25 protein-coding genes are annotated in these 20239 nt (G+C 29.8%); 16 read left to right on the top strand and 9 right to left on the bottom strand.

Translation table 11 applies throughout. The annotated features are described in order from the left end of the window. The first annotated feature begins 151 nt into the window (after positions 1–151). Both WBG30_RS05345 and WBG30_RS05340 read left to right on the top strand, forming a co-directional pair. A complete protein-coding gene (locus tag WBG30_RS05345) occupies positions 152–712 on the top strand; it encodes a VC2662 family protein (protein WP_424503615.1) in 561 nt (186 codons plus the stop codon). Between the two features lie 214 nt (positions 713–926). Further along, positions 927–1532 carry an LA_2272 family surface repeat-containing protein gene (locus tag WBG30_RS05340; protein WP_424503614.1) on the top strand — a complete coding sequence of 202 codons (606 nt, stop codon included), beginning with the start codon at positions 927–929 and terminating at the stop codon, positions 1530–1532. Positions 1533–1680: 148 nt separating this feature from the next. On the opposite strand, the gene WBG30_RS05335 is transcribed toward WBG30_RS05340, so the two are convergent. Beyond that, the gene (locus WBG30_RS05335; protein WP_424503613.1) at positions 1681–2256 is read right to left on the bottom strand and encodes a class I SAM-dependent methyltransferase; all 576 of its coding nucleotides are present in this window, start codon (positions 2254–2256) and stop codon (positions 1681–1683) included. 271 nt (positions 2257–2527) lie between these two features. On the opposite strand from WBG30_RS05335, the gene WBG30_RS05330 reads away from it, so the two are divergent. Continuing rightward, the gene (locus tag WBG30_RS05330; RefSeq protein WP_424503612.1) at positions 2528–2725 is read left to right on the top strand and encodes a hypothetical protein; all 198 of its coding nucleotides are present in this window, start codon (positions 2528–2530) and stop codon (positions 2723–2725) included. A gap of 185 nt (positions 2726–2910) precedes the next feature. Here the strand turns inward: WBG30_RS05330 and WBG30_RS05325 are convergent, their stop codons facing one another. Beyond that, positions 2911–4545, bottom strand: coding sequence for a SulP family inorganic anion transporter (locus WBG30_RS05325; RefSeq protein WP_424503611.1), 1635 nt, complete (start codon positions 4543–4545; stop codon positions 2911–2913). Positions 4546–4903: 358 nt separating this feature from the next. Between WBG30_RS05325 and WBG30_RS05320 the strand changes: the two genes are divergently transcribed. From WBG30_RS05320 to WBG30_RS05310, 3 genes are read left to right on the top strand one after another with little or no spacing between them, the layout of a single operon-like run. Then, a complete protein-coding gene (locus tag WBG30_RS05320; RefSeq protein ID WP_424503610.1) occupies positions 4904–5875 on the top strand; it encodes a permease in 972 nt (323 codons plus the stop codon). Positions 5876–5887: 12 nt separating this feature from the next. Then, positions 5888–6121 (top strand): thioredoxin family protein, encoded by a 234-nt coding sequence (locus WBG30_RS05315; RefSeq protein ID WP_424503609.1) that lies wholly within the window; start codon positions 5888–5890, stop codon positions 6119–6121. Between the two features lie 34 nt (positions 6122–6155). Further along, positions 6156–7109 carry a CobW family GTP-binding protein gene (locus WBG30_RS05310; protein WP_424503608.1) on the top strand — a complete coding sequence of 318 codons (954 nt, stop codon included), beginning with the start codon at positions 6156–6158 and terminating at the stop codon, positions 7107–7109. 72 nt (positions 7110–7181) lie between these two features. Here WBG30_RS05310 and WBG30_RS05305 read toward each other — a convergent pair whose 3' ends face one another. Continuing rightward, complete coding sequence (locus WBG30_RS05305) at positions 7182–7943, bottom strand: DeoR/GlpR family DNA-binding transcription regulator (RefSeq protein WP_424503607.1); 762 nt, start codon at positions 7941–7943, stop codon at positions 7182–7184. Between the two features lie 145 nt (positions 7944–8088). Here WBG30_RS05305 and WBG30_RS05300 point away from each other — a divergent pair, with 145 nt between their 5' ends. The 5 genes from WBG30_RS05300 (at position 8089) to WBG30_RS05280 (ending at position 11075) form a co-directional block, all read left to right on the top strand. Next, positions 8089–8250 carry a hypothetical protein gene (locus WBG30_RS05300; protein WP_424503606.1) on the top strand — a complete coding sequence of 54 codons (162 nt, stop codon included), beginning with the start codon at positions 8089–8091 and terminating at the stop codon, positions 8248–8250. 206 nt (positions 8251–8456) lie between these two features. Then, positions 8457–9365 (top strand): prenyltransferase, encoded by a 909-nt coding sequence (locus WBG30_RS05295; protein ID WP_424503605.1) that lies wholly within the window; start codon positions 8457–8459, stop codon positions 9363–9365. Next, complete coding sequence (locus WBG30_RS05290; protein WP_424503604.1) at positions 9365–9781, top strand: hypothetical protein; 417 nt, start codon at positions 9365–9367, stop codon at positions 9779–9781. Before WBG30_RS05295 ends, WBG30_RS05290 begins: the two co-directional genes overlap by 1 nt. Position 9782: 1 nt before the next feature. Further along, a complete protein-coding gene (locus WBG30_RS05285) occupies positions 9783–10724 on the top strand; it encodes a polyprenyl synthetase family protein (protein WP_424503603.1) in 942 nt (313 codons plus the stop codon). A gap of 150 nt (positions 10725–10874) precedes the next feature. Next, entirely contained in the window at positions 10875–11075 is a 201-nt protein-coding gene (locus WBG30_RS05280) for a cold-shock protein (protein WP_424503602.1), read from the top strand. A gap of 103 nt (positions 11076–11178) precedes the next feature. Here WBG30_RS05280 and WBG30_RS05275 read toward each other — a convergent pair whose 3' ends face one another. The 6 genes from WBG30_RS05275 to WBG30_RS05250 form a co-directional block, all read right to left on the bottom strand. Further along, a complete protein-coding gene (locus WBG30_RS05275; RefSeq protein ID WP_424503601.1) occupies positions 11179–12393 on the bottom strand; it encodes an acetyl-CoA C-acetyltransferase in 1215 nt (404 codons plus the stop codon). 88 nt (positions 12394–12481) lie between these two features. Next, a complete protein-coding gene (locus WBG30_RS05270) occupies positions 12482–12892 on the bottom strand; it encodes a MaoC family dehydratase (RefSeq protein WP_424503600.1) in 411 nt (136 codons plus the stop codon). A 52-nt stretch (positions 12893–12944) separates the two neighbouring features. Then, the gene (locus WBG30_RS05265) at positions 12945–13595 is read right to left on the bottom strand and encodes a 3-oxoacid CoA-transferase subunit B (RefSeq protein ID WP_424503599.1); all 651 of its coding nucleotides are present in this window, start codon (positions 13593–13595) and stop codon (positions 12945–12947) included. 2 nt (positions 13596–13597) lie between these two features. Continuing rightward, positions 13598–14248, bottom strand: coding sequence for a CoA transferase subunit A (locus tag WBG30_RS05260; protein WP_424503598.1), 651 nt, complete (start codon positions 14246–14248; stop codon positions 13598–13600). A gap of 122 nt (positions 14249–14370) precedes the next feature. Next, entirely contained in the window at positions 14371–14928 is a 558-nt protein-coding gene (locus tag WBG30_RS05255; RefSeq protein WP_424503597.1) for a TetR/AcrR family transcriptional regulator, read from the bottom strand. A gap of 294 nt (positions 14929–15222) precedes the next feature. After that, positions 15223–15411 (bottom strand): hypothetical protein, encoded by a 189-nt coding sequence (locus WBG30_RS05250; protein ID WP_424503596.1) that lies wholly within the window; start codon positions 15409–15411, stop codon positions 15223–15225. Between the two features lie 450 nt (positions 15412–15861). Between WBG30_RS05250 and WBG30_RS05245 the strand changes: the two genes are divergently transcribed. From WBG30_RS05245 to WBG30_RS05225, 5 genes are all read left to right on the top strand, one after another. Continuing rightward, positions 15862–16728, top strand: coding sequence for a DMT family transporter (locus WBG30_RS05245; protein WP_424503595.1), 867 nt, complete (start codon positions 15862–15864; stop codon positions 16726–16728). Between the two features lie 124 nt (positions 16729–16852). After that, positions 16853–18076: an adenosylmethionine--8-amino-7-oxononanoate transaminase gene (gene bioA, locus WBG30_RS05240; RefSeq protein ID WP_424503594.1), complete on the top strand. Its 1224-nt coding sequence runs from the start codon at positions 16853–16855 to the stop codon at positions 18074–18076. Next, positions 18066–19199 (top strand): aminotransferase class I/II-fold pyridoxal phosphate-dependent enzyme, encoded by a 1134-nt coding sequence (locus WBG30_RS05235; protein ID WP_424503593.1) that lies wholly within the window; start codon positions 18066–18068, stop codon positions 19197–19199. Before bioA ends, WBG30_RS05235 begins: the two co-directional genes overlap by 11 nt. 92 nt (positions 19200–19291) lie before the next feature. Continuing rightward, a complete protein-coding gene (locus WBG30_RS05230) occupies positions 19292–19885 on the top strand; it encodes a pimeloyl-ACP methyl esterase BioG family protein (protein ID WP_424503592.1) in 594 nt (197 codons plus the stop codon). Then, the coding region (locus tag WBG30_RS05225; RefSeq protein ID WP_424503591.1) for a methyltransferase domain-containing protein at positions 19875–20239 on the top strand (365 nt) is incomplete at its 3' end. The genes WBG30_RS05230 and WBG30_RS05225, both read left to right, overlap by 11 nt.

Below are 20239 nucleotides of genomic sequence, written 5' to 3'. Positions count from 1 at the left end.
TTTAATACAATTTGTTTCCTTACATTATTTTACACTATATTTAACGGGATTAACACCAATATAATTTTTTATTTTATTGTAGGATTAATTTAAAACACGTAGTATAATCTACTGAAACATAAATAACAAAATATTTTAGGAGGTAAGAAATATGAAAAGAATTAAAATTTTATTAGGTATGTTATTTTTACTATCGAGTATGTCATTTGCAAATGGATTTCAATTTAACGTACTAGATAATCAAATGCCCGCATCTCAAGATGTAAGTGGATTAAGATTAAACTTACTTTATGGTAAAACTGCCAATGTAAGTGGATTAGACCTTAATCTATTAGCTTTAGGAGAAGCAGATAATTTTACTGGAGTTCAATTACCAATATGGTTGGGTGCCAACAAGGTTAATAACACATTTAAAGGAGTTGGATTTGGTTTAGCAAATATTCATGGTGGAGAATCTACAGGAGCTATTTTTGGACTAGTAAATATGACTCATAATGTAAAAGGTCTTCAATGGGGAGCAGTAAATATTTCTGATGGAAGAACAACAGTAGATCTTGGGTTAGTAAACATCTCAGATGGAACTACATTCCAATTAGGGTTTTTCAATATGACTGAGGACCTTACAGGTGTACAAATAGGTCTAATAAATATGGCTAAAACTGGATTTTTACCAATATTTCCATTCTTTAACATCGATGGAAGATTATTCTAGAGCTTAATCGTTTAAAAGAGTGTCTCTAATATTAATAGAGGCATTTTTTTATTATCTAGGAAATCGAAATTTTATGAAATAAATAATAATAATAATAATTTCAATGGCATTTATTTGGATACAGCCTCATGTTGCTTTTTCATTATCTAGATAATCTATAATTTTTTTCAAATTCATAGTATAATGTTTGAAATCTAAAATTAGGAGGATGAATATGAAAAGAATTAAAATTTTACTTGGAATGTTATGTTTAATTTCTACTATGACATTTGCAGAAACACCATTTCAATTAGGAGTACCAGGAACTAACCTACCAGCAGAACAAAGGGTGAATGGGGTAAGACTTAACTTACTTTATGGTGAAAATAGGAATATGACCGGTTTGGACATAAATATTTTGGCATTAGGTGAAACTAATAATTTTACAGGTGTACAGTTAAGTCCATTTTGGTTAGGGGCTAACAAGGTAAATAACTCATTTACAGGGGTAGGGATAGGTGCCGCTAATATTCATATGGGTCAATCTACAGGTGTAGTTTGGGGAATGGTTAACTATACCAATGATTTCAATGGATTACAGTTGGGCTTCGTTAACTTTAATCAAAAGAAATCAGTGATTAATCTAGGTGGATTTAATTTTAACCAAGGAGAATCTACAGTTGATATTGGAGTTGTAAATTTTGCAGAAAGAACTACTTTTCAATTGGGAGCAATCAACTTCACCAATAATTTACAAGGAATTCAAATAGGTTTTATTAACTTTGCAAAAAATGGTTTTTTTCCAGTTTTTCCAATTTTTAATATAGATGGAAGATTATAGAATATCGATATTCAATAAGATATAAAGTCTTGAAATAGTAAAATAACTGTAGGTCAAATTCTATTCTAAAGAATCGGTCTGCAGTTTCTATTTTTTAATGAAATAAATAGAAACTATAAAATTTAGATTATTGTTATTTTACATGAGTTTAGTCATTAATAATCTCTAAAAGTACAAAATTATTTCCTATGTAGTAATTTTCTTGAACTATATTAAATCCTAAATTTTCTATAATATCTACAGTTTTTCTATTTAAATGACACCCCATGGCTATTTTCCTCCATACCGGAGTCAAAATATCTTGAATTACAGCTAAAATTTTATTTTTATGTCTTATATGTTCTAAAACTAAGATTTTCCCGCCTTTTTTACAAACTCTTTTAATTTCTAATAGAGCTTTTTTATTATTAGGAATTGTACAAAGAACTAGCATCACAACTACTGTATTGAATTCATTATCTTCAAATTCTAAATTTTCTGCATCTCCTGAGATAACCCTTATTTTATTCTTATTTACTTTATTCAACGATTCAATTCTCAATTTTTCATCTGGTTCTATAGCAACAACATCGTGGTTTTCATATAATTCAAAATTGACTCCTGTTCCTGAACCTATTTCTAAAATTTTCCCTTCGGCTTTAGCTAATAATTGTTTTCGGAGTTTATTTAAAAATCTTTTTTCTATAGGATCCATAAAAAAATCATAGCAGCATTTATTTTTCATTATTTATTATATGATAAGTATATAGGATTCCTATCATAACCTCCTTTTCTATTTATTTTAAAATATCCTAGAAATATTTTTTTGATTAATATATTTGAAAAAAATAACTATTTTATTTGATTTACTATAGTAGTTAAAAAATTAATAGAAGTTATCATGGAAAATGTTCTGAATCTTGTCGTTATATATCTTTTTTTCGAACACTTCATAGTACCTTTTTTCCCCTATTTATGTTATGATTTAATAAAGAGAATAATTAGGAGGTAAAATTATGAAACACAATGCTTATTATATTGATTGTGCAACGGAAGAAGTTCATAAGTCAGGGTGCCCCAACATGCCTACAGCGAATAAAATTAATCTAGGTAAGCATACAACTGCTCCAAAAGCAGTAAAGGCTGCTTTATCTAAAGGCTTTTCTAATGCCAATGGTTGTCCTCACTGTTGCTCTATAGCAAATAAAAAGTAAATGACTTTGGGAACACAGTCATTTTTTTTTGTCATTTTTTTTGATTTATGAAGTTTAATGCTATTAGTAGTTAACTAATATTATATCATAATTTATTTTGGGATTAGGATTTAAATTAGATTTTCGAAGTTTTAATCTAAAAAAAAAAACCAAGACAGGGGCATTAATTTAAACTAGATATTAATTTAATTTAGTAATTTTTTTGCATGATTTATTGCTTTTTCAAAAGAATCGTGGATATTAGATTTGTCGACTAATGAAATTAATTGATATTTTTCAAAATCCTTTAGAACAGATTCATTAACACCAGATAAAACTATTTTTACACCATAATTTTTTAAAATTATTATAACTCCTTTAAGATTTTCTAAACCTGTTGAATCAACAAATGGGACATGCCGCATACGTATTACTAAAACTTTACTTTTAAGACCTATTTTCTTTATTACTTCTGTATATTCTTTTACTGATGCAAAAAAAAGCGGTCCGCTTATTTCATAGATTGAAATATCTTTGGGTAAAGCTGAATAATCTTCTATTAAATCACAATCAATTTCAAGTGGGATTTTCCCATTAATATCAGCCATACGTTTCATAAATAATAATGCCGATAAAACTATTCCAACTTGTATAGCTACTGTTAAATCAACCAAAACAGTCAATATAAAAGTTGAAAGTAGAATAATAATGTCAAAAATAGAACCTTTAAGTATAGATCTAAATGAACGCCACTCACTCATATTAAAAGCTACGACTATTAATACTCCAGCAAGACATGCCATTGGAATTAATTTTGCCCACCTACCGAATAAAAGCATAATTAATAATAAAGTTATTGAGTGAACTATCCCTGAAATAGGTGTTCTTCCACCAATATTTACATTGGTAGCTGTCCTTGCAATAGCACCTGTTGCAGGAATACCTCCGAAAAATGGAGTAATGATATTGGCAACACCTTGTGCAATAAGTTCTGTATTAGATCTATGGTTTCCACCGATCATACCATCGGAAACAACTGCCGAAAGTAAAGATTCAATACTTCCTAGTAAAGCTATGGTAATTGCAGGACCTATATATATAGCTAAATCACTAAAAGCAAAGTCTGGGATTGAAAAATTAAAATGATTTGGGATCTCCCCAAATGACGATTCTATTGTAGTAACTGGAAGATCAAATAATTGTACTCCTACAGTCATTAATATGATTGCAATAAATGATCCTGGTATTTTATTTACTAATATCTTTGAAAAAACAGTTATCAATATAGTAATCAATGTAATAACTACAGCAACCATATTAATTTCATCTATATGATCAAAATAAATCTTCCATTTTTCAATAAATTCTGAAGGGACCTTGATGATATTTAAACCTAGTGCATCTTTTATTTGTGTTGAAAAAATTACCAATGCAATTCCACTTGTAAATCCAATAATTAAAGAGTTAGGAAAATATTTTAACAAACTACCTAACTTTAATAGCCCAAATACTATTAATATTATTCCAGCTATAATAGAGGAAATAATTAAACCGTTGATACCGTATGTTTCTACAATACCAAATACAATAACTATAAATGCTCCAGTTGGTCCTCCTATCTGTACACGACTTCCCCCTAAAAAAGAAATTATGAACCCTGCAATAATTGATGTTATTATTCCTCTTTCTGGTGAAACTCCTGAAGCTACTGCAAAGGCAATGGCAAGGGGTAAGGCAACAATAGCAACGACTATTCCAGCTAATATATCGGAAGTGACTTGCTTTTTATCGAGACCTCCTTTAAATAAAGTGAATAGTTTTGGATTGAATACATGTTCCATTTTTTAGCCTCCTAAAGTGATTTTATTCTTAACTAAGTATGAATAATTGATATAAAAATTAAATTTGGTTAATATATAATTAAAAAATGCTTAAATCGTTAACATTATACAGACATAGTTCTCTTATTGTCAATCTAATTAAAATATGATTTTCTTTTCTTCTTTATTATCTAAAAAAGTAAACTAGCAGGGGCATCACCAAAATACTATTACTTACTCTGTAAATATAAAATCTTAGTATGCACAAGGATATCAAAATTTTAATTAAAGTATAAAAAAATTTGCGAAATAAAATAAAATAGTATATAACTATATTAGTAATTGCTTATAAACTTATATGATGAGGAGGGAATTAGTCGTGCTAAAATATATATTTTCTTTTGCCTGGCTTGATCAGGGAACAAAATGGTTTCTTAACAGAATAGGAGTAGATACAGGGGAAAGATTCGGTGGCTCCGTCCATTTTTTTATCTATGATACTATCAAAATTTTAATACTTCTATCAATGATGGTTTTTATTATTTCATATATGAGAAGTTATTTTTCTGTAGAAAGAACAAAAAAAATATTAGAAAAACTAGGTGGATTCAAGGCTCATGTGGCTGCTAGTCTTTTAGGGATAGTGACACCTTTTTGCTCGTGTTCTAGTGTTCCACTTTTTATAGGTTTTATAGAGGGGGGGATTCCTCTCGGTGTAACTTTTTCTTTTTTAATAACTTCTCCTATAGTAAATGAAGCTGCTTTTGTAATCCTTTTGGGAACATTTGGGCCAAAAATAGCAGGATATTATGTAGTTTCTGGGGTAGTCCTTGGAGTAATCGGGGGATATATAATTCATCTTCTAAAATTGGAAAAATATGTAGAAGAGTATGTATATCAAATAAAGATGGGAGATACCGTTATAAAAACTCTTTCTAGGAGAGAGAGAATTGAATTTGCAAAATCTAATGTAAAAGATATAGTTGGGAGGATATGGAAATATCTTCTTGTAGGAATAGGAATTGGGGCTCTTATTCATGGATGGGCTCCTGAAGAGGTTCTTTCAAAGTATGCAGGTCCTGAAAATCCATTTGCAGTTTTGTTTGCAACAATTATAGCAATACCTCTTTATTCAAATGCAATGGGAACTATCCCAATTGCTGAAGCTCTTATAAATAAAGGGGTAGGAATGGGAACTGCAATGGCATTTATGATGGCAACTACAGCATTGTCACTTCCTGAGATGATTCTTTTGAGAAAGGTTATAAAACCAAAATTAATAACTATATTTACAATAATAACAGGAGTAGGGATAATAATAGTTGGATATCTATTCAATATGATTATATAGGAGGAATTAAAAATGGAAATAAAGGTATTAGGAACAGGATGTAAAAAATGTGACGACCTATATGACAACGTAATAAAAGCTCTTTCAGAGGCTAGTAAAGAAGCAAATGTTGAAAAGGTTGAGGATATTGTATCAATAATGTCCTTTGGTATCATGAGTAGTCCGGCTCTTGTTATTGATGGAGAGGTATTAATCGTAGGAAGAGTTGCTCAGGTAGGAGAAATAGTAAATCTTCTTAAGAAGTAAAAAATATTGGTTGCATAAAAAGGAGGAAACAATAGTGAAAAAGAAAAAACTTTATCTGCTTACAGGTTTTTTAGGAGCAGGGAAAACTACTACATTAAAGGGAATTTTAAAAGACTTATCTCAAAGTAAAAATGCCGTTATAATGAATGAATTTGGAAAAACTGGTATAGATGGAAGTCTATTAAAAGAATTTGATATAGAACTTTCAGAGATCAATAGAGGGTCTATCTTCTGTAGCTGTCTTCAAATTAATTTTGTTACTGAACTTGCTAGGATAGCCAAAACAGATGTAGAAAGAGTATTTGTAGAAGGATCGGGACTAGCTGATCCTTCTAATATAGGAGAAATTTTGGCAGCTCTAAATGCTTATATGAAGATAGAAGATGCTCCATATATTTATTCAGGAGCAATATGTATCGTAGATGCAAGAACTTTTTTGGCTGAGGTAGACGGAATAGATGCTATATCTAATCAGATACAACAAGCTCACATGGTAGTAATAAATAAATCGGATCTTGTAGAAGATACTTCTTCCATAAGGGATAAAATAGCACTTATAAATTCGGACGCAGAGATCCATAGAACAACTTTTGGAAAAATCGGAGTAGAATTTTTTAATAGAGAAGAAGATTATTTGAAAAAAACTATAAAGAAAGAAACTACAAATACTGTGGATACAAAACCTAAAACATTTACTATGAATATTAAATCTGAAATATCTCATTCTGAATTAAATAATTTTTTAGAAGAAATAGGACCCATGGTCTATAGAGTAAAAGGTTTTACTCAAGTAGAGGGAGATATGATGAAGGTTGATATGGTAGGAAGTATGATAGATATGGAAAAAGACACCCAAGGGTGGGAAGATTCTACCCTTGTTTTTCTAACAAAAAAAATGGAAGGGATGAGTGTACCACAGATCCTAAAAGGGATAATTGAAGCTTGGAAGAAAAATACCACAGCAGAAATGAAGATGATGAATGGATAGGAATTGAAAAAAATACTTTAGAACCAAAGAAGCCAAGATTTAATATCTTGGCTTCTTTGGTTTTTAACATAATTAAATAATTTCTACACCATTTTCTTTTAATTTCTCCTCAAATTGTTTTTCTGGTTTTTCATCAACTACTATAACATCTAGATCATCTATAGTTCCAAAGTTATATATTCCATAAGAATAAAATTTATCTTTTTCACAAATAAAATAGACCTTAGATGCCATTTGAATCATGGCTTTTTTTAAAGTTACTTCATTTGAGTCAAAGATACTAATATTGCCTTTTTGAAGGTCTATCCCTGCACCTCCTAAAAAAAGTTTCTGTGTATTTATTTTACGAACAGAATCTAGAGCTAGTCCGCCTAAAAAAGCTCCTAAAAGACTGTGATAGGTACCTCCGATACCAATAAGTTCAACCTTATTTACTCCATCTAGGCATTTCATGATACCTAACATATTAGTTACTACTGTAATTTTTTTAGGCGATTCTGCCAACTTTTCAGCTAACATGAGATTTGTGCTAGAAGAATCTAAAAATATTATTTCACCTTCCTCTATAATTTTATAAAGTTTATTAGTTATCTTTTTTTTCCCTCCTAAATTAAGAATTTTTCTATAATTAAGGGATATATCTGTGGGAATTTCTTTTTTTAGTATGGCGCCTCCATGAGTTCTTTCTAATTTCCCATCTTCTTCTAAAAGTTTCAAATCCTTTCGTATTATCACTTCACTAACATCAAAGGTAAGACTTAACTCTTTGACTTTTAATTTGGTTTTATCCATAAGTATCTTCAGTATCTCTTGTCTTCTTTCTTGAGCAAACATTTGAAATCCCCCCTATTTTTAATTTAATTATATCATAAAGTTTTATAAAAATAATTTTTTATTGACTTTTGAAACAAAATGAAATATAATACAGTCAAAAGAAACATAATGAAACTAAACGAAATAATTTGAAAAGGAGGATCAAATGAAAATTAATTTAATATCTATCAGTGGTGAGGTAATAAGCTTTAATATATCGTTTCCATATATCCATAACAGGTATAAAGTAAAAAAATTGATAAAAAAAGGGTATAGTTTTGCAGGAGAAGAAGATGTGACAATTGGCCTAAAACTAAAACTTTATTAAAAAATTTAGTATGAAAGTTTAAATAAATAACCTGTAGTATAGAAATTGGTTCTTAGTTTCTATTCTACAGGTTATTTATTTATTTATTTATTTATATTAAAATAATAAATACTAGGAAAGTAGAATATATCTAGTAAAACATCCTTATAAATGCTAGGATATGAAGATGAGTATTTCACATTAAATATTAGTTTCCGGGAGGAATTATGACTAAAAAACAACTATTTGCCATTCTCGATCCAAAAACTTGGTCGGCATCTATTATTCCAGTACTTATAGGAACTCTTTATTCGGGATATAGAGTCGATGATTATAGATTAGATTTATTTATAGCTATGCTCCTTTCCGCAGTAGGAGTACAATGTTTTGCCAACGTATTTAATGATTATTCCGATTATAAAAGTGGCTTAGATACTATAGATACTGTATATGACATAGAGGGAAGCATTTTAGTCTTTGATCGCATACCGCTTATTAAGATAAAACAATTGATGATTTATATAGTAGTATGTACATTAATCCCAAGTATTTATCTTTTCTTTCATGGGGGGATTTTAATTGCTATTGGTGGTATCATAGGTTTTTTGGTAGCTTATTTTTATTCTGCAGGTCCAATTCCAATATCAGAAACATTTTTAGGAGAATTATTTTCAGGGTTAACCATGGGAGGACTTATTACATGGTTATCATATTATATTCAGACTGGCTATATAGATAAAAATATTATATTAATTTCAATACCATTGATAATCTATATAGGATCTATCCTTCTCACAAATGGTCTTTGTGATATAGAGAAAGATCAAGCAACAAGAATGACAATACCTATTCTCATGGGAAGAAAGCGATCTATAGAAATTTTGAGATTTGCTTATATAATGATGTATATTTTTGTGTTTTTAGGTATCGTTTTAAAAATTTTGCCTTTTTCAATGGTTTTAATTTTTTTATCGATTCCATTAATTATAAAAAAAATTAAATTTATTACAGTTGAAAATATATCTTTAAAAAATAGGTCTAATATCATGGGGAATTCGGTTTTATCTGGAATTGTTTTTTTTCTATTTTATATAATAATAATTTCAGGAGAAATTCTAAGGAGTGAGTTTTTATAATGTCAACTGGAAGAGATAAAAAAATAGAGAAGGTATTGAATGAGTCTATTGAAAAATTTATATTAGAAAAAAATTTAACAATAGGGGCAGAAGATAGTAAAAAATATTTGGATCTCATAGAGAAAGAATATTTAAAAAAAATTATATATATATCGAAAAAAAAGTATATAGAGGAGGCTTTTAAGATAGCCTACCTTATTCTTTTTTTTCATAACTCAAAAAAAAATAGAGATAGTCAAGATATTCTTTTGGGAGACTTATTTATCTCTATTTTAAACAGTCATCTTCTCCCTATAGATAGAGAGCTTTTGAAAAAATTAACAAATAAAATCACCTTTTGTTATTCAAAAGAAATTACTTCTGGAAAATGTGATTACAAGGAAGAACTTTTAAAACTCCTAAGGAAGGTAAGTTAAGATGAAATATATAAAAGAATTGAAGAAAATTGAAGAAAATATAGAACTTTTAATAGAATCTATAAAGGATGAATTTACAAAAAAAGAAACCAAAAGACTTCTAAACTCAGGTGGTAAACGATTGAGGCCTTTTTTTTTGCTTTTAGCTACCAAAGGCGGAACAATCAATAAAAAATGCTATGAAGCAGCGGCATCTTTGGAACTACTTCATACTTCATCTCTAATTCATGATGACATAATTGATCATGGAGAGATGAGAAGAGGAGTTAAAACTACCGTAAGTATTTATGGTAAAGAGAAGGCTATTTCTATAGGGAGTATCCTTTCTTTATTTGCCATAGATAACATTATTTCCTTGGGAAGTGAAAAAGCTTCTGATGCTATGGTAGAGACTTTAGAAACTCTCTGTTTAGGAGAATTAAAACAATTAGATGAAAGATATAATTTTGAAATAAATTTTTATGACTATATAGCTAGAATTTCTAGAAAAACAGCTTCTCTTTTTGCTCTTTCATGTACTATGGGAGGTATTTTGTCAGGAAGCCCCCAAGAAAGTATAAAAAAACTCCATAATATTGGTTTTAATATAGGATGTAGTTTTCAAATTTTAGATGATATTTTGGATATAACTAGTTCAGAAAAAGAAACAGGGAAAGTTTGTGGGCAGGATATCCGGGGCGGAATAATAACTCTTCCTTATCTTCTTTTAATGGAAAAAGATCCTCGTTTTAAAGAAAAAATCCTCACAACAACTCATAGGTCAAACAAATATAAATTTGATAAATTGACTAATGACGTTAGAAAAAGTTCTGCTTTAGGAGAAGCATACGGTGTAAGTAACTTATTTTTAGATAAAGCATTAAGAGATCTTTTTACCCTGGATGCTATAGAGTTAAAAGAAGGCTTTATATCTATTATAAAAAAGTTGTATAGGAAAATATAAACCTTTACTTATTATGACGTTTGTGGTATTATAGCTGTAGTAACAGAGAGTCAGACATGAGCTTCATTAGTTAAAAAACCTTAAATTAGGTTTAAAGTTAAATGGATTTTGAGAAAAACTTATCTGTATTAAATTTTACGGAGGTAACACATGTTAAAAGGAACAGTTAAATGGTTTAATGACGATAAAGGGTTTGGATTTATTTCAGCAGAAGATGGAAACGATTATTTCGCACATTTCTCTCAAATTAAAAAAGAAGGATTTAAAACTTTACAAGAGGGAGCAGAAGTAACTTTCGAAATCACTCAAGGTGATAAAGGTCCTCAAGCAGGAAACATTGAAACTTTATAATTTATATATTTGAAATGTTTAAAAGCAGTAGATAAATCTACTGCTTTTTTTATATTTACTTGGTGTCTGTTAAAATAGGTTTGTTTTAGACATTAAAAATATCTTATTTTGACATCACATTCTTTAAGATCAATGCTGTTCCCATTCCTCCTCCAATACAGAGTGATGCCAGTCCAAAATTCACTTCTCTTTTTTTCATCTCATGAATAAGAGTTGTAGCAATCCTATTTCCACTAGCTCCTACAGGATGCCCCAAGGCTATAGCCCCTCCATTTACATTAGTTTTATCAAGAAACCAATCCATAGTCACATCATATTGATTAGTCAGTTCTGTCATCACTCCAAGAGATTGTGCTGCAAAGGCTTCATTTAATTCCAATAACTCTATCTCTTTTAATGTCATTCCAGCTTTTTTTAGTACATTTTTTATAGCAGGTACAGGTCCCATTCCCATGATAGATGGATCTACGCCTCCTTGCCCAGTGGCTACTATTTCAACTAAGGGAGTAAGGTTATACTCAGTAACGGCCTTCTCTGAAGCTACTAGCATCACACTGGCTCCATCATTTATTCCAGAAGCATTTCCCGCTGTGACTGTTCCATCCTTTTTAAAGATAGTTTTTAATTTCCCTAATTTTTCTAAACTTGTTTTTCTATTTGGATGTTCATCAGTATCAAAAATTATAGTTTCTCTTCTAGATTTTATCTCTATAGGTACTATTTCATCTTTAAATCTTCCATTGTCTATAGCAGCTATAGCTTTCCTTTGAGATTCTAGGGCAAAGGTATCTTGAGATTCTTTAGATAAATCATATTTTTCAGCTATATTTTCAGCTGTAACACCCATATGGTATCCATTGAAAGCATCTGTAAGAGCATCAAAAACCATATGATCTACAGTTTTAAAATTGCCCATTTTATGCCCAGATCTAGTAGATTCGGGAATCAAGTATGGTGCTGTAGACATTGATTCTACTCCTCCAGCCATTATCAAATTAGCTTCCCCTGATTTTATAGCATTGTATGCTAACATAACACTTTTCATACCACTTCCACAGATTATATTTACTGTATATGCTGGGACTTCCATAGGAACTCCACCATCTATAGCAGCCTGTCTCCCTACTCCCTGTCCTTGTCCTGCTGAAAGTACATTTCCCAAGATTACTTCATCTATATTTTTAGGATCTATCTTAGTTTCTTCAATTACGTTTCTTATAACTGCTCCACCTAATTTTGCTGATTTTACTCTACTTAAACTTCCCATAAATGAACCTACTGCTGTTCTCTTAGCTGAAACTATATATACCTTTGACATCTTCAACACCCCTTATAAAAAAATCCAACCAGTTATAAAGTGAAAATTATAACTACTCTTTATTTTTTTTTATCATTCAAGGAGGAGTTTAGAGTTTAGGAAGCATTACACTAGCTTCTCCATCGATTACTAACTGTCCATCTTGATTGGTACAAGTAGTTCTTAGAGTAGCTTTGTAATTTCGACCTTCTTTAAGATCTATAATTTCAGCCTTAATTTCTAAAGTATCTCCTAAATAAACTGGTGCTAAAAATTTAACTGTTTGCCCTAAATATATAGTTCCTTCACCAGGAAATTTTGTTCCTAAAATAGACGAAATATAAGATACTCCTAACATCCCATGGGCTATTCGTTTTTTAAATATAGTAGTTTTAGCATACTCATCATCTAAATGAACAGGATTGTGATCTGTACTTACCTCTGCAAATTTTTCTATATCTACAGCTTCTACAAGTTTTTTAAAACTATAAGAATCTCCAATTTTTAATGACTTTATCATCTTTACTCCTCCTACGAATCTTTCCTTGTTATAGTAGATATTGCCGACTTGTTTAAACTTGCATAATTTTTAAATCTTTATCTATTATTAATTTAGCTTCTGTATTATTTTGAATTTCTTCGATACTAACATTTTCAGCTATTTCTTTTAATACTATTCCTTTATCAGATATTTCCATGACTCCTAATTCAGTTATAATTAAGTTAACCTCACCTATAGCAGTAACAGGAAGAGTACATTCTTTTAAAATTTTTGCTTTTCCTTTCGCAGTATGAGTCATTGCAATAATCACTTTTTTTGCACCTACTACTAGATCCATTGCTCCTCCCATACCCGGAACCATCTTTCCTGGAATTATCCAATTAGCTAAGCTTCCTGACTCATCTACCTGTAGAGATCCCAAAACAGTGACATCTACATGTCCACCCCTTATGATACTAAATGACATAGCACTATCAAAGGTTGCTCCATGGGAAAGTATAGTTACAGGCTCTCCTCCTGCATTGGTTAATTCATAGTTTTCTTCCCCTTTTTGAGGAGCTGCTCCTAATCCAATAAGACCATTTTCAGATTGAAATAAAACATCGACATCCTCTTTTATATAATTGCCGACCATTGTTGGTAATCCTATTCCTAAATTAACAACATCTCCCTCTTTTAGTTCTTTTGCTACTCTTCTTGCTATTATTTCTTTTATATTCATAGTTATCTTCCCTCCACAATATAATCTATAAAAATTGAAGGTGTATCTACATTATCTACATGTAGTTCTCCTACTTCAACAATTTTCCCAGTCCCAACTATTACTGTATTAGCAGCTGTAGCCATAGTAGGATTAAAATTTTTAGTGGTATAATTATATATAGTATTCCCTTTAGTATCGGAGATACTTCCACCTATTAAAGCTATGTCAGCTTTTAAAGCTTTCTCTAAAAGATACTTTTTCCCATCTATAGTTATAATCTCTTTATTTTCTTCTACTATTGTCCCTATTCCAGTAGGAGTTAATATTCCTCCAAGGCCTGATCCTCCTGCTCTAATTTGTTCTATTAAAGTTCCTTGAGGCGTTAATATTACTTCTAATTTCCCATCACTCATCAATTTTCCAGCCAATGGATTTAACCCTATATGAGATGCTATAAGTTTTTTTACTTGCCCATTAGAAATTAATTTTCCAACTCCTTTATCAGGATATCCAGCATCATTACAAATAATTATTAAATCTTTAGTACCCTTTTTTACAAGAGCATCTATTAAAAATTCTGGAGTTCCTACTGCCATAAAACCACCAACCATAATAGACATTCCATCATCGATTGATTGAATTGCCTTTTCTATATTTACTATTTTTTTCATATCAACACTTCACCTCTCTAATATTATTTACTATATTTACTATAATATGTTATATTACATATTAATAAAAAAAGCAAGTGCTTGCTTACAAAAATAAAAAAAATAAAAGAATTTCACCTCTTTTATTCAATATAATCTTTTAATATTCTATTTATTTCGTCTTCTATTAGGGTTATTATATCAATATTTTTTAAAATTTCATTGGTAAAAATTTTAAAAGTAAATAAACCCATTATTGTTGATAAAGTTAGTACTGCGATTTTTTCACTATCTCCTTTGAACTTTCCTTGGATCTTGGCTTCTTCTAAATATTCTACAAAAATTTGTTTATACTTTAGAGAATTAGTAAACTTCATTGGTTTTTCATCTACTTGCTTAACTTGAATTTTATACATAAGCTCGTTATTTTGTAAAAAATGATAAAAATACATTCCAAACGTCATTAAATCTTTTTCTATAGTTCCTGTTAAATCATTTTTAAGCTTCTCAATAATATTCCCTTCTTTGGCATATTTACTAATTACCTGCTGAAAAAGGTTATTTTTTGTTTCAAATTTTCTAAAAATAGTTACTTCGTTTACTCCAGACTCTTTGGCTATTTGTTTCGTTGAAACTCCACCATAACCATATTTTGAAAATAATTCTAGAGCGACTTTTAATATAATGTTTTCTTTTGACAATTTGACCCACCCTCTCTTTTATTTGAATTTTATTAAGTCAGTGATTATTCTAATACATATAATTAAATTTATCAACTTTATTTTACTAATGGATTTTTATAAAGTTATACATAACTAGTCTTCCTAATTTTAATTTTTAATTAACATTAATTATAGAGAAAATAAAAGGAAAGTATAACGAACAGTAGAAAGGCAAAGAGGATTATAAATAGTAGGGAATTATAAGAGTGGGTGAAATAAATTAAATGATTAAGAATTACAAAATAAACAAAAAGGGCTAAAAGCCCAAGTTATTTATTCTATATGGGCACTAGAACAGCAAGAATAACAACCATTAGCGTCTGGGTAACCATTTATCTTTGCATCTGCTACAGCAGCACTAGGGTTTTCATAAGTACCTAAAAATATTTTCTTTTTCTTAGGTATAAATGGGCATCCGATTACATGAACTTCATATGTCTCAGTATTAATACAATACAGCATTTATTCACCCCCTTTCCACTTAGTATACTAAAATAATAACACGAAATGTCCCAAAAAAGTAACCCATAATAAAAAAATGTCCTATGAACGCTCTAGAGCTGTTCACAAATAGCGTTACGTTGAGAAGATAATCTTAAAATTATCGCCACATTACAAACTCATATCTCAATATATAAAATAAAAATACATCCAAAGATTTTACTAAAGCGACTACTTATCCTCTTGAATCTAAAGAAAATTTCATTAAAGAATATGCAAAAGAAAAATTAGCAAGATTAATATTTGAAGTAAACCTTACTTAAACTTGTATAAGAAGACGATTGTGAACCAAAAAAATCAGATTAACTTATATTTGATTTAATTTGTGTTGACTTTAAACTCATACAAAGAATATAATTTGATAGATAATATGTTCTAGGAGGGGTTGAGATTAAATATTTAGGAGAAACAATGGCATTAGTTGCGGCATTCGGAATGGCAGGAGGGTCTATTGCTTTTGAAATAGCGGGTAAAAAGATAGGCTCCCTTACGGTAAATATGTTGAGACTTATACAAGGTATGTTTTTTTTAAGTATTACATCTTTGTATATGAGGGGAATGCCTTTACCCACAGATGCTAGTTTAAAAGAGTATACATTTTTAGGAATATCTGGTTTTATAGGGATGTTTTTAGGAGATTTATTTATGTTTGAGTCTTTTGTACTGTTGGGAGCTCGTATAACTACATTGATAATGACTACGGTGCCTGTAGTGACCGCAATAGTAGCATGGGTTTTGCTTGGAGAAACTTTAAGTTTTAAAGAGGGAATAGCTGTTTTCCTTACCATAGGTGGAATATTTTTAGTTATGTTTTATGGGAATAAAAAGGGCGAAACAAAAGAAAAATTCCCAATAAAAGGTATTTTTTGTGCTATAGGAGGAGTTTTAGGGCAATCTTTAGGATTGGTTTTTAGTAAGATAGGTCTGGAATCCTATGATCCTATTGCTGCTACTCAAATTAGAGTAATTGTAGCGACAATAGCGTTCATAATATTAATCTCGATAAAAAGAAAATGGGGAGAGATAAAAAAAGGGGCGAAAAATAAAAGAGCCATTAAATGGGTAGTTGCAGGATCATTCTTAGGTCCATTTATAGGAGTTACTGCTATGCTTATAGCACTTAAAAATACAAGTACAGGTATAGTTTCAACTCTTTCATCGACAAGTCCAATATTGATAATACCATTTTGTGTATTGATATTAAAAGAAAGGATAAAACCTATAGAAATTTTAGGTGCTATTATATCTGTAGGAGGAGCTTCACTTTTCTTTATTTAATTAACTTAAAAGGAACCTTAGGTTCCTTTTTTTTGGTCTAAATGCAACTTCGCATTGCTTTTTTTATTTAGTTATACATGATATAATTAGTGGAATAAAATTAAATTAAATGGAGGTAAGCAAATTGGAAAATATTTGGTTCCCATATACACAGATGAAGACTATGAGTACACCTATCCAAATAGAAAAAGGTGAAGGGGTATATTTATATACTAAGAATGGAGATAAATTAATAGACACTATTTCTTCTTGGTGGTGTGCAATTCATGGATATAATAATATAGAGATAAATGATGCCATAAAAGATCAAGTAGACAAGATGTCCCACATAATGTTAGGAGGACTAGTACATGAGCCTGTCATGGAATTTAGTAAAAAGCTTGCAAGTATCCTTCCAGGAGATTTAAACCATTGTTTTTTCTCTGATAGTGGATCTGTTGGAGTAGAAGTAGCTCTAAAGATGGCAGTTCAATATTTTAGTAATATGGGTAAAAGAAAGTCAAAATTTATATCTTTTACAGATTCATATCATGGAGATACATGGAAAGCTATGGAGGTAGGAGATGATCCAGATTATCACAAAGCCTTTAAAGGAAACAGTATCCCCCAAAATTTTTATGTAAAACCAGGGAATATAAAGCAACTAGAGGATGTGTTAAAAAAACATTCTGAGGAGATAGCAGGATTTATAGTGGAACCAATTTTACAGGGGGCAGGAGGATTTAAAATACATTCTAGAGAGTATCTTAAAGACGCTCGTAAACTCTGTAATAAATATGGTGTACTATTTATATTTGATGAGGTAGCTACAGGATTTGGACGAACAGGAGATCTATTTGTTGCTTCTGAAGATTTAGTCCCAGATATTATAGTCTTAGGCAAAGCTCTAACTGGTGGATATATAGGCCATTCTGTAACAGTGGCTAAAAGTGAGATATATGAAAAATTTTATTCTAATTCTCCAGAGGATGCTTTTATGCATGGACCCACATTTATGGGGAATCCCCTTGCCTGTGCAGCAGGATTAAAATCAATTGAAATATTTGAGAGGGAAGATTATTTGTCTAAGATAGAAAATATAGAGTCTATCCTTATGAAATTAAAAGATATAGATCATCCCCTTATAAAGGAAGTCAGAGTAATTGGTGGATGTGGATGCATAGAGGTAGCTGATAATAAAATTCTAAAAGGCTTTAAAGACTATTGTTTTTCAAAAGGAATATGGAATAGAACGTTTTTAGACTTTGCATATATTATGCCTCCTTATATAATCTCTACAGATGAATTAAATTATGTAGTTGAAACTTTTAAAACTTGGTTTGAGCAGGAACAGAAAGATGTTTTATAAGAAACTTCTAGAGGAGTTAGAAGAACTAAAAAAACAATCTAATTATAGAGAATTAAAAGTTGATAATGATGATTATATATTGGATTTCTCCTCCAATGATTATTTAGATTTAAATTTGGATAAAAAATTCAAGAAAATTTTTACAGATAAGATAGATAATAATAATGTTTCGTTTGGAAGTTGTGGCTCTAGACTTTTAGGAGGAAATCACAGCGAAATCAGGGATTTTGAAGATGAGATTGATGAAATTTTCAAAAAAAAATCTTTAGTTTTTGGAAGTGGATATGACGCTAATACTACAGTCATAGAGACTTTTTATTCTAAGGGGGATATAATTTTTACCGATAGGTATAATCATGCTAGTATTTATGATGGCCTTATAAATTCAGGAGTTAAGATTGTAAGATATAAACACTTAGATTATTTGGATCTAGAAAAAAAATTGGAAAAATATAGGGATACCTGTAAAAGATCCCTTATTATAACAGAAAGTATCTATAGTATGGATGGAGACATAGTCGACTTAGACAAGATAGTTTCCTTAAAATATAGATATGATTCCGAGCTTTATTTAGATGAGGCACATTCATATGGCGTTTTAGGTTATGGACAGGCCTATACTAGGTCTTTTGTTGAAGATGTGGATTTTATTATGTTGGGATTAGGAAAGGGTGGATCTAGTAATGGTGCAATACTAATATTAGATGATATTGCAAGATCGTATATAATAAATAAGGGAAGAAAATTTATTTATACTACTGCTCCTTCTCCTATTCAGACTAGTTGGAATAGGTATGTATTTAAAAACATGCTACCTTTAGAGTGTAAAAGGGAAAAATTAAATTTATTGAAAAAAACATTTTATAAAAAACTAAAGGAAAAAAATATAGAAACTATAAGTACAGAGCAGATCATAAGTATAGTCATTGGAGATAATCAAAAATGTATAGATATATCTCAAATTTTGAGAAAAGAAGGATATCTTGTCTATCCAATTAAAGAACCTACAGTTCCAAAGGGAACAGCTAGGATAAGACTTACCCTAACAGCAGATATGGAAATAGAAAAATTAGAAAAATTTGTAGAAGTACTAAAAAAAATCTTAATCATAGATGACAAATAAAAATATTTAAATCTGTGTCAAGATTTCAATTTTTATTAGATTTTATTAGTAATATTAATTGTTTTAAAAATGTCGAAGAAATGGAGGTCAAAGTGAAATTAATATTATTTTTTAATGGATGGGGAGTTCCAAGGGAAACCTTTAAATTTTTAACTTGGGATGATTTTGAGGTAAAAATTATAGACCTAGAAGAAAAAGTAGATTTAGAAAATTTAAAAAAATACAATGAAATAAACGTTATTGCCTGGTCATTTGGGGTGTATAATGCTTCTAAACAACTAGGAGATCTAAAAGATATATCTCTAAATAAAGTAATCGCAATAAATGGGAGTACAAAAGCTATCCATAGAAGGTATGGGATTTCTCCGATGATATTTAATCGGACACTGGAGAATTTAGATAGAAGTATATATTTGCAATTTATGAAAAATACAGGTTTGGAGAATTTAGAGGTGAAAGGTGAACAAATTATAAAAAAATATAGGGATATCTTAGCCAAATTTGGAGAAGATTATCAGGAGATACCATCGATCTTTAAATATTCATTAATCTCTACCAAAGATAGAATTTTCCTTTCTAGGAGTTTGATAAATTATTATAAGGAAACGGAATACAAACTTATAGAGGAAGAGCATTATCCCTTTGATAGGTGGAATAGTTGGGGAGCGATATTGGATGAATTTTGATAAAAAGTTTGACAAATATGAGAAGAATGCTCATATTCAAAAAATTGTAGCAAAAGAATTAATAAAATTAATTCCTAAAAAAAAATATAATACTATTTTTGAGATTGGTGCTGGAACAGGTGTTTTGACCAAGGATATAGTAAAAAATATAGAGTATAAGAATTTAATAGTCAATGATAAATATCTTGAGAGTGAGAAATATATAAAAAATATACCTTCTATAAAATTTTTAGGAGGAGATATTGAAAAACTAGATATAGTGAAAGCTGATTTGATTATATCTAGTTCAGTATTTCAATGGATAGAAGATAAAAATAAATTATTTGAAAAAATAATGGGAGCTACAGATACCTT

Source organism: Psychrilyobacter sp., from assembly GCF_049671765.1.
Taxonomy (GTDB): Bacteria; Fusobacteriota; Fusobacteriia; order Fusobacteriales; family Fusobacteriaceae; genus Psychrilyobacter.
The sequence above is the reverse complement of the archived record's forward strand: the minus strand, read 5'-3'. Positions and strand labels throughout refer to the sequence as shown.

Coding starts and splice junctions, on each gene's coding strand:
- WBG30_RS05280 (WP_424503602.1), top strand. CDS start 10,875: ATGTTAAAAGGAACAGTTAAATGGTTTAATGACGATAAAGGGTTTGGA.
- WBG30_RS05285 (WP_424503603.1), top strand. CDS start 9,783: ATGAAATATATAAAAGAATTGAAGAAAATTGAAGAAAATATAGAACTT.
- WBG30_RS05270 (WP_424503600.1), bottom strand. CDS start 12,892: ATGATAAAGTCATTAAAAATTGGAGATTCTTATAGTTTTAAAAAACTT.
- WBG30_RS05315 (WP_424503609.1), top strand. CDS start 5,888: ATGGAAATAAAGGTATTAGGAACAGGATGTAAAAAATGTGACGACCTA.
- WBG30_RS05330 (WP_424503612.1), top strand. CDS start 2,528: ATGAAACACAATGCTTATTATATTGATTGTGCAACGGAAGAAGTTCAT.
- WBG30_RS05250 (WP_424503596.1), bottom strand. CDS start 15,411: ATGCTGTATTGTATTAATACTGAGACATATGAAGTTCATGTAATCGGA.
- WBG30_RS05265 (WP_424503599.1), bottom strand. CDS start 13,595: ATGAATATAAAAGAAATAATAGCAAGAAGAGTAGCAAAAGAACTAAAA.
- WBG30_RS05295 (WP_424503605.1), top strand. CDS start 8,457: ATGACTAAAAAACAACTATTTGCCATTCTCGATCCAAAAACTTGGTCG.
- WBG30_RS05340 (WP_424503614.1), top strand. CDS start 927: ATGAAAAGAATTAAAATTTTACTTGGAATGTTATGTTTAATTTCTACT.
- WBG30_RS05235 (WP_424503593.1), top strand. CDS start 18,066: ATGTTTTATAAGAAACTTCTAGAGGAGTTAGAAGAACTAAAAAAACAA.
- WBG30_RS05335 (WP_424503613.1), bottom strand. CDS start 2,256: ATGAAAAATAAATGCTGCTATGATTTTTTTATGGATCCTATAGAAAAA.
- WBG30_RS05290 (WP_424503604.1), top strand. CDS start 9,365: ATGTCAACTGGAAGAGATAAAAAAATAGAGAAGGTATTGAATGAGTCT.
- WBG30_RS05325 (WP_424503611.1), bottom strand. CDS start 4,545: ATGGAACATGTATTCAATCCAAAACTATTCACTTTATTTAAAGGAGGT.
- WBG30_RS05300 (WP_424503606.1), top strand. CDS start 8,089: ATGAAAATTAATTTAATATCTATCAGTGGTGAGGTAATAAGCTTTAAT.
- WBG30_RS05305 (WP_424503607.1), bottom strand. CDS start 7,943: ATGTTTGCTCAAGAAAGAAGACAAGAGATACTGAAGATACTTATGGAT.
- WBG30_RS05345 (WP_424503615.1), top strand. CDS start 152: ATGAAAAGAATTAAAATTTTATTAGGTATGTTATTTTTACTATCGAGT.
- WBG30_RS05275 (WP_424503601.1), bottom strand. CDS start 12,393: ATGTCAAAGGTATATATAGTTTCAGCTAAGAGAACAGCAGTAGGTTCA.
- WBG30_RS05260 (WP_424503598.1), bottom strand. CDS start 14,248: ATGAAAAAAATAGTAAATATAGAAAAGGCAATTCAATCAATCGATGAT.
- WBG30_RS05245 (WP_424503595.1), top strand. CDS start 15,862: ATGGCATTAGTTGCGGCATTCGGAATGGCAGGAGGGTCTATTGCTTTT.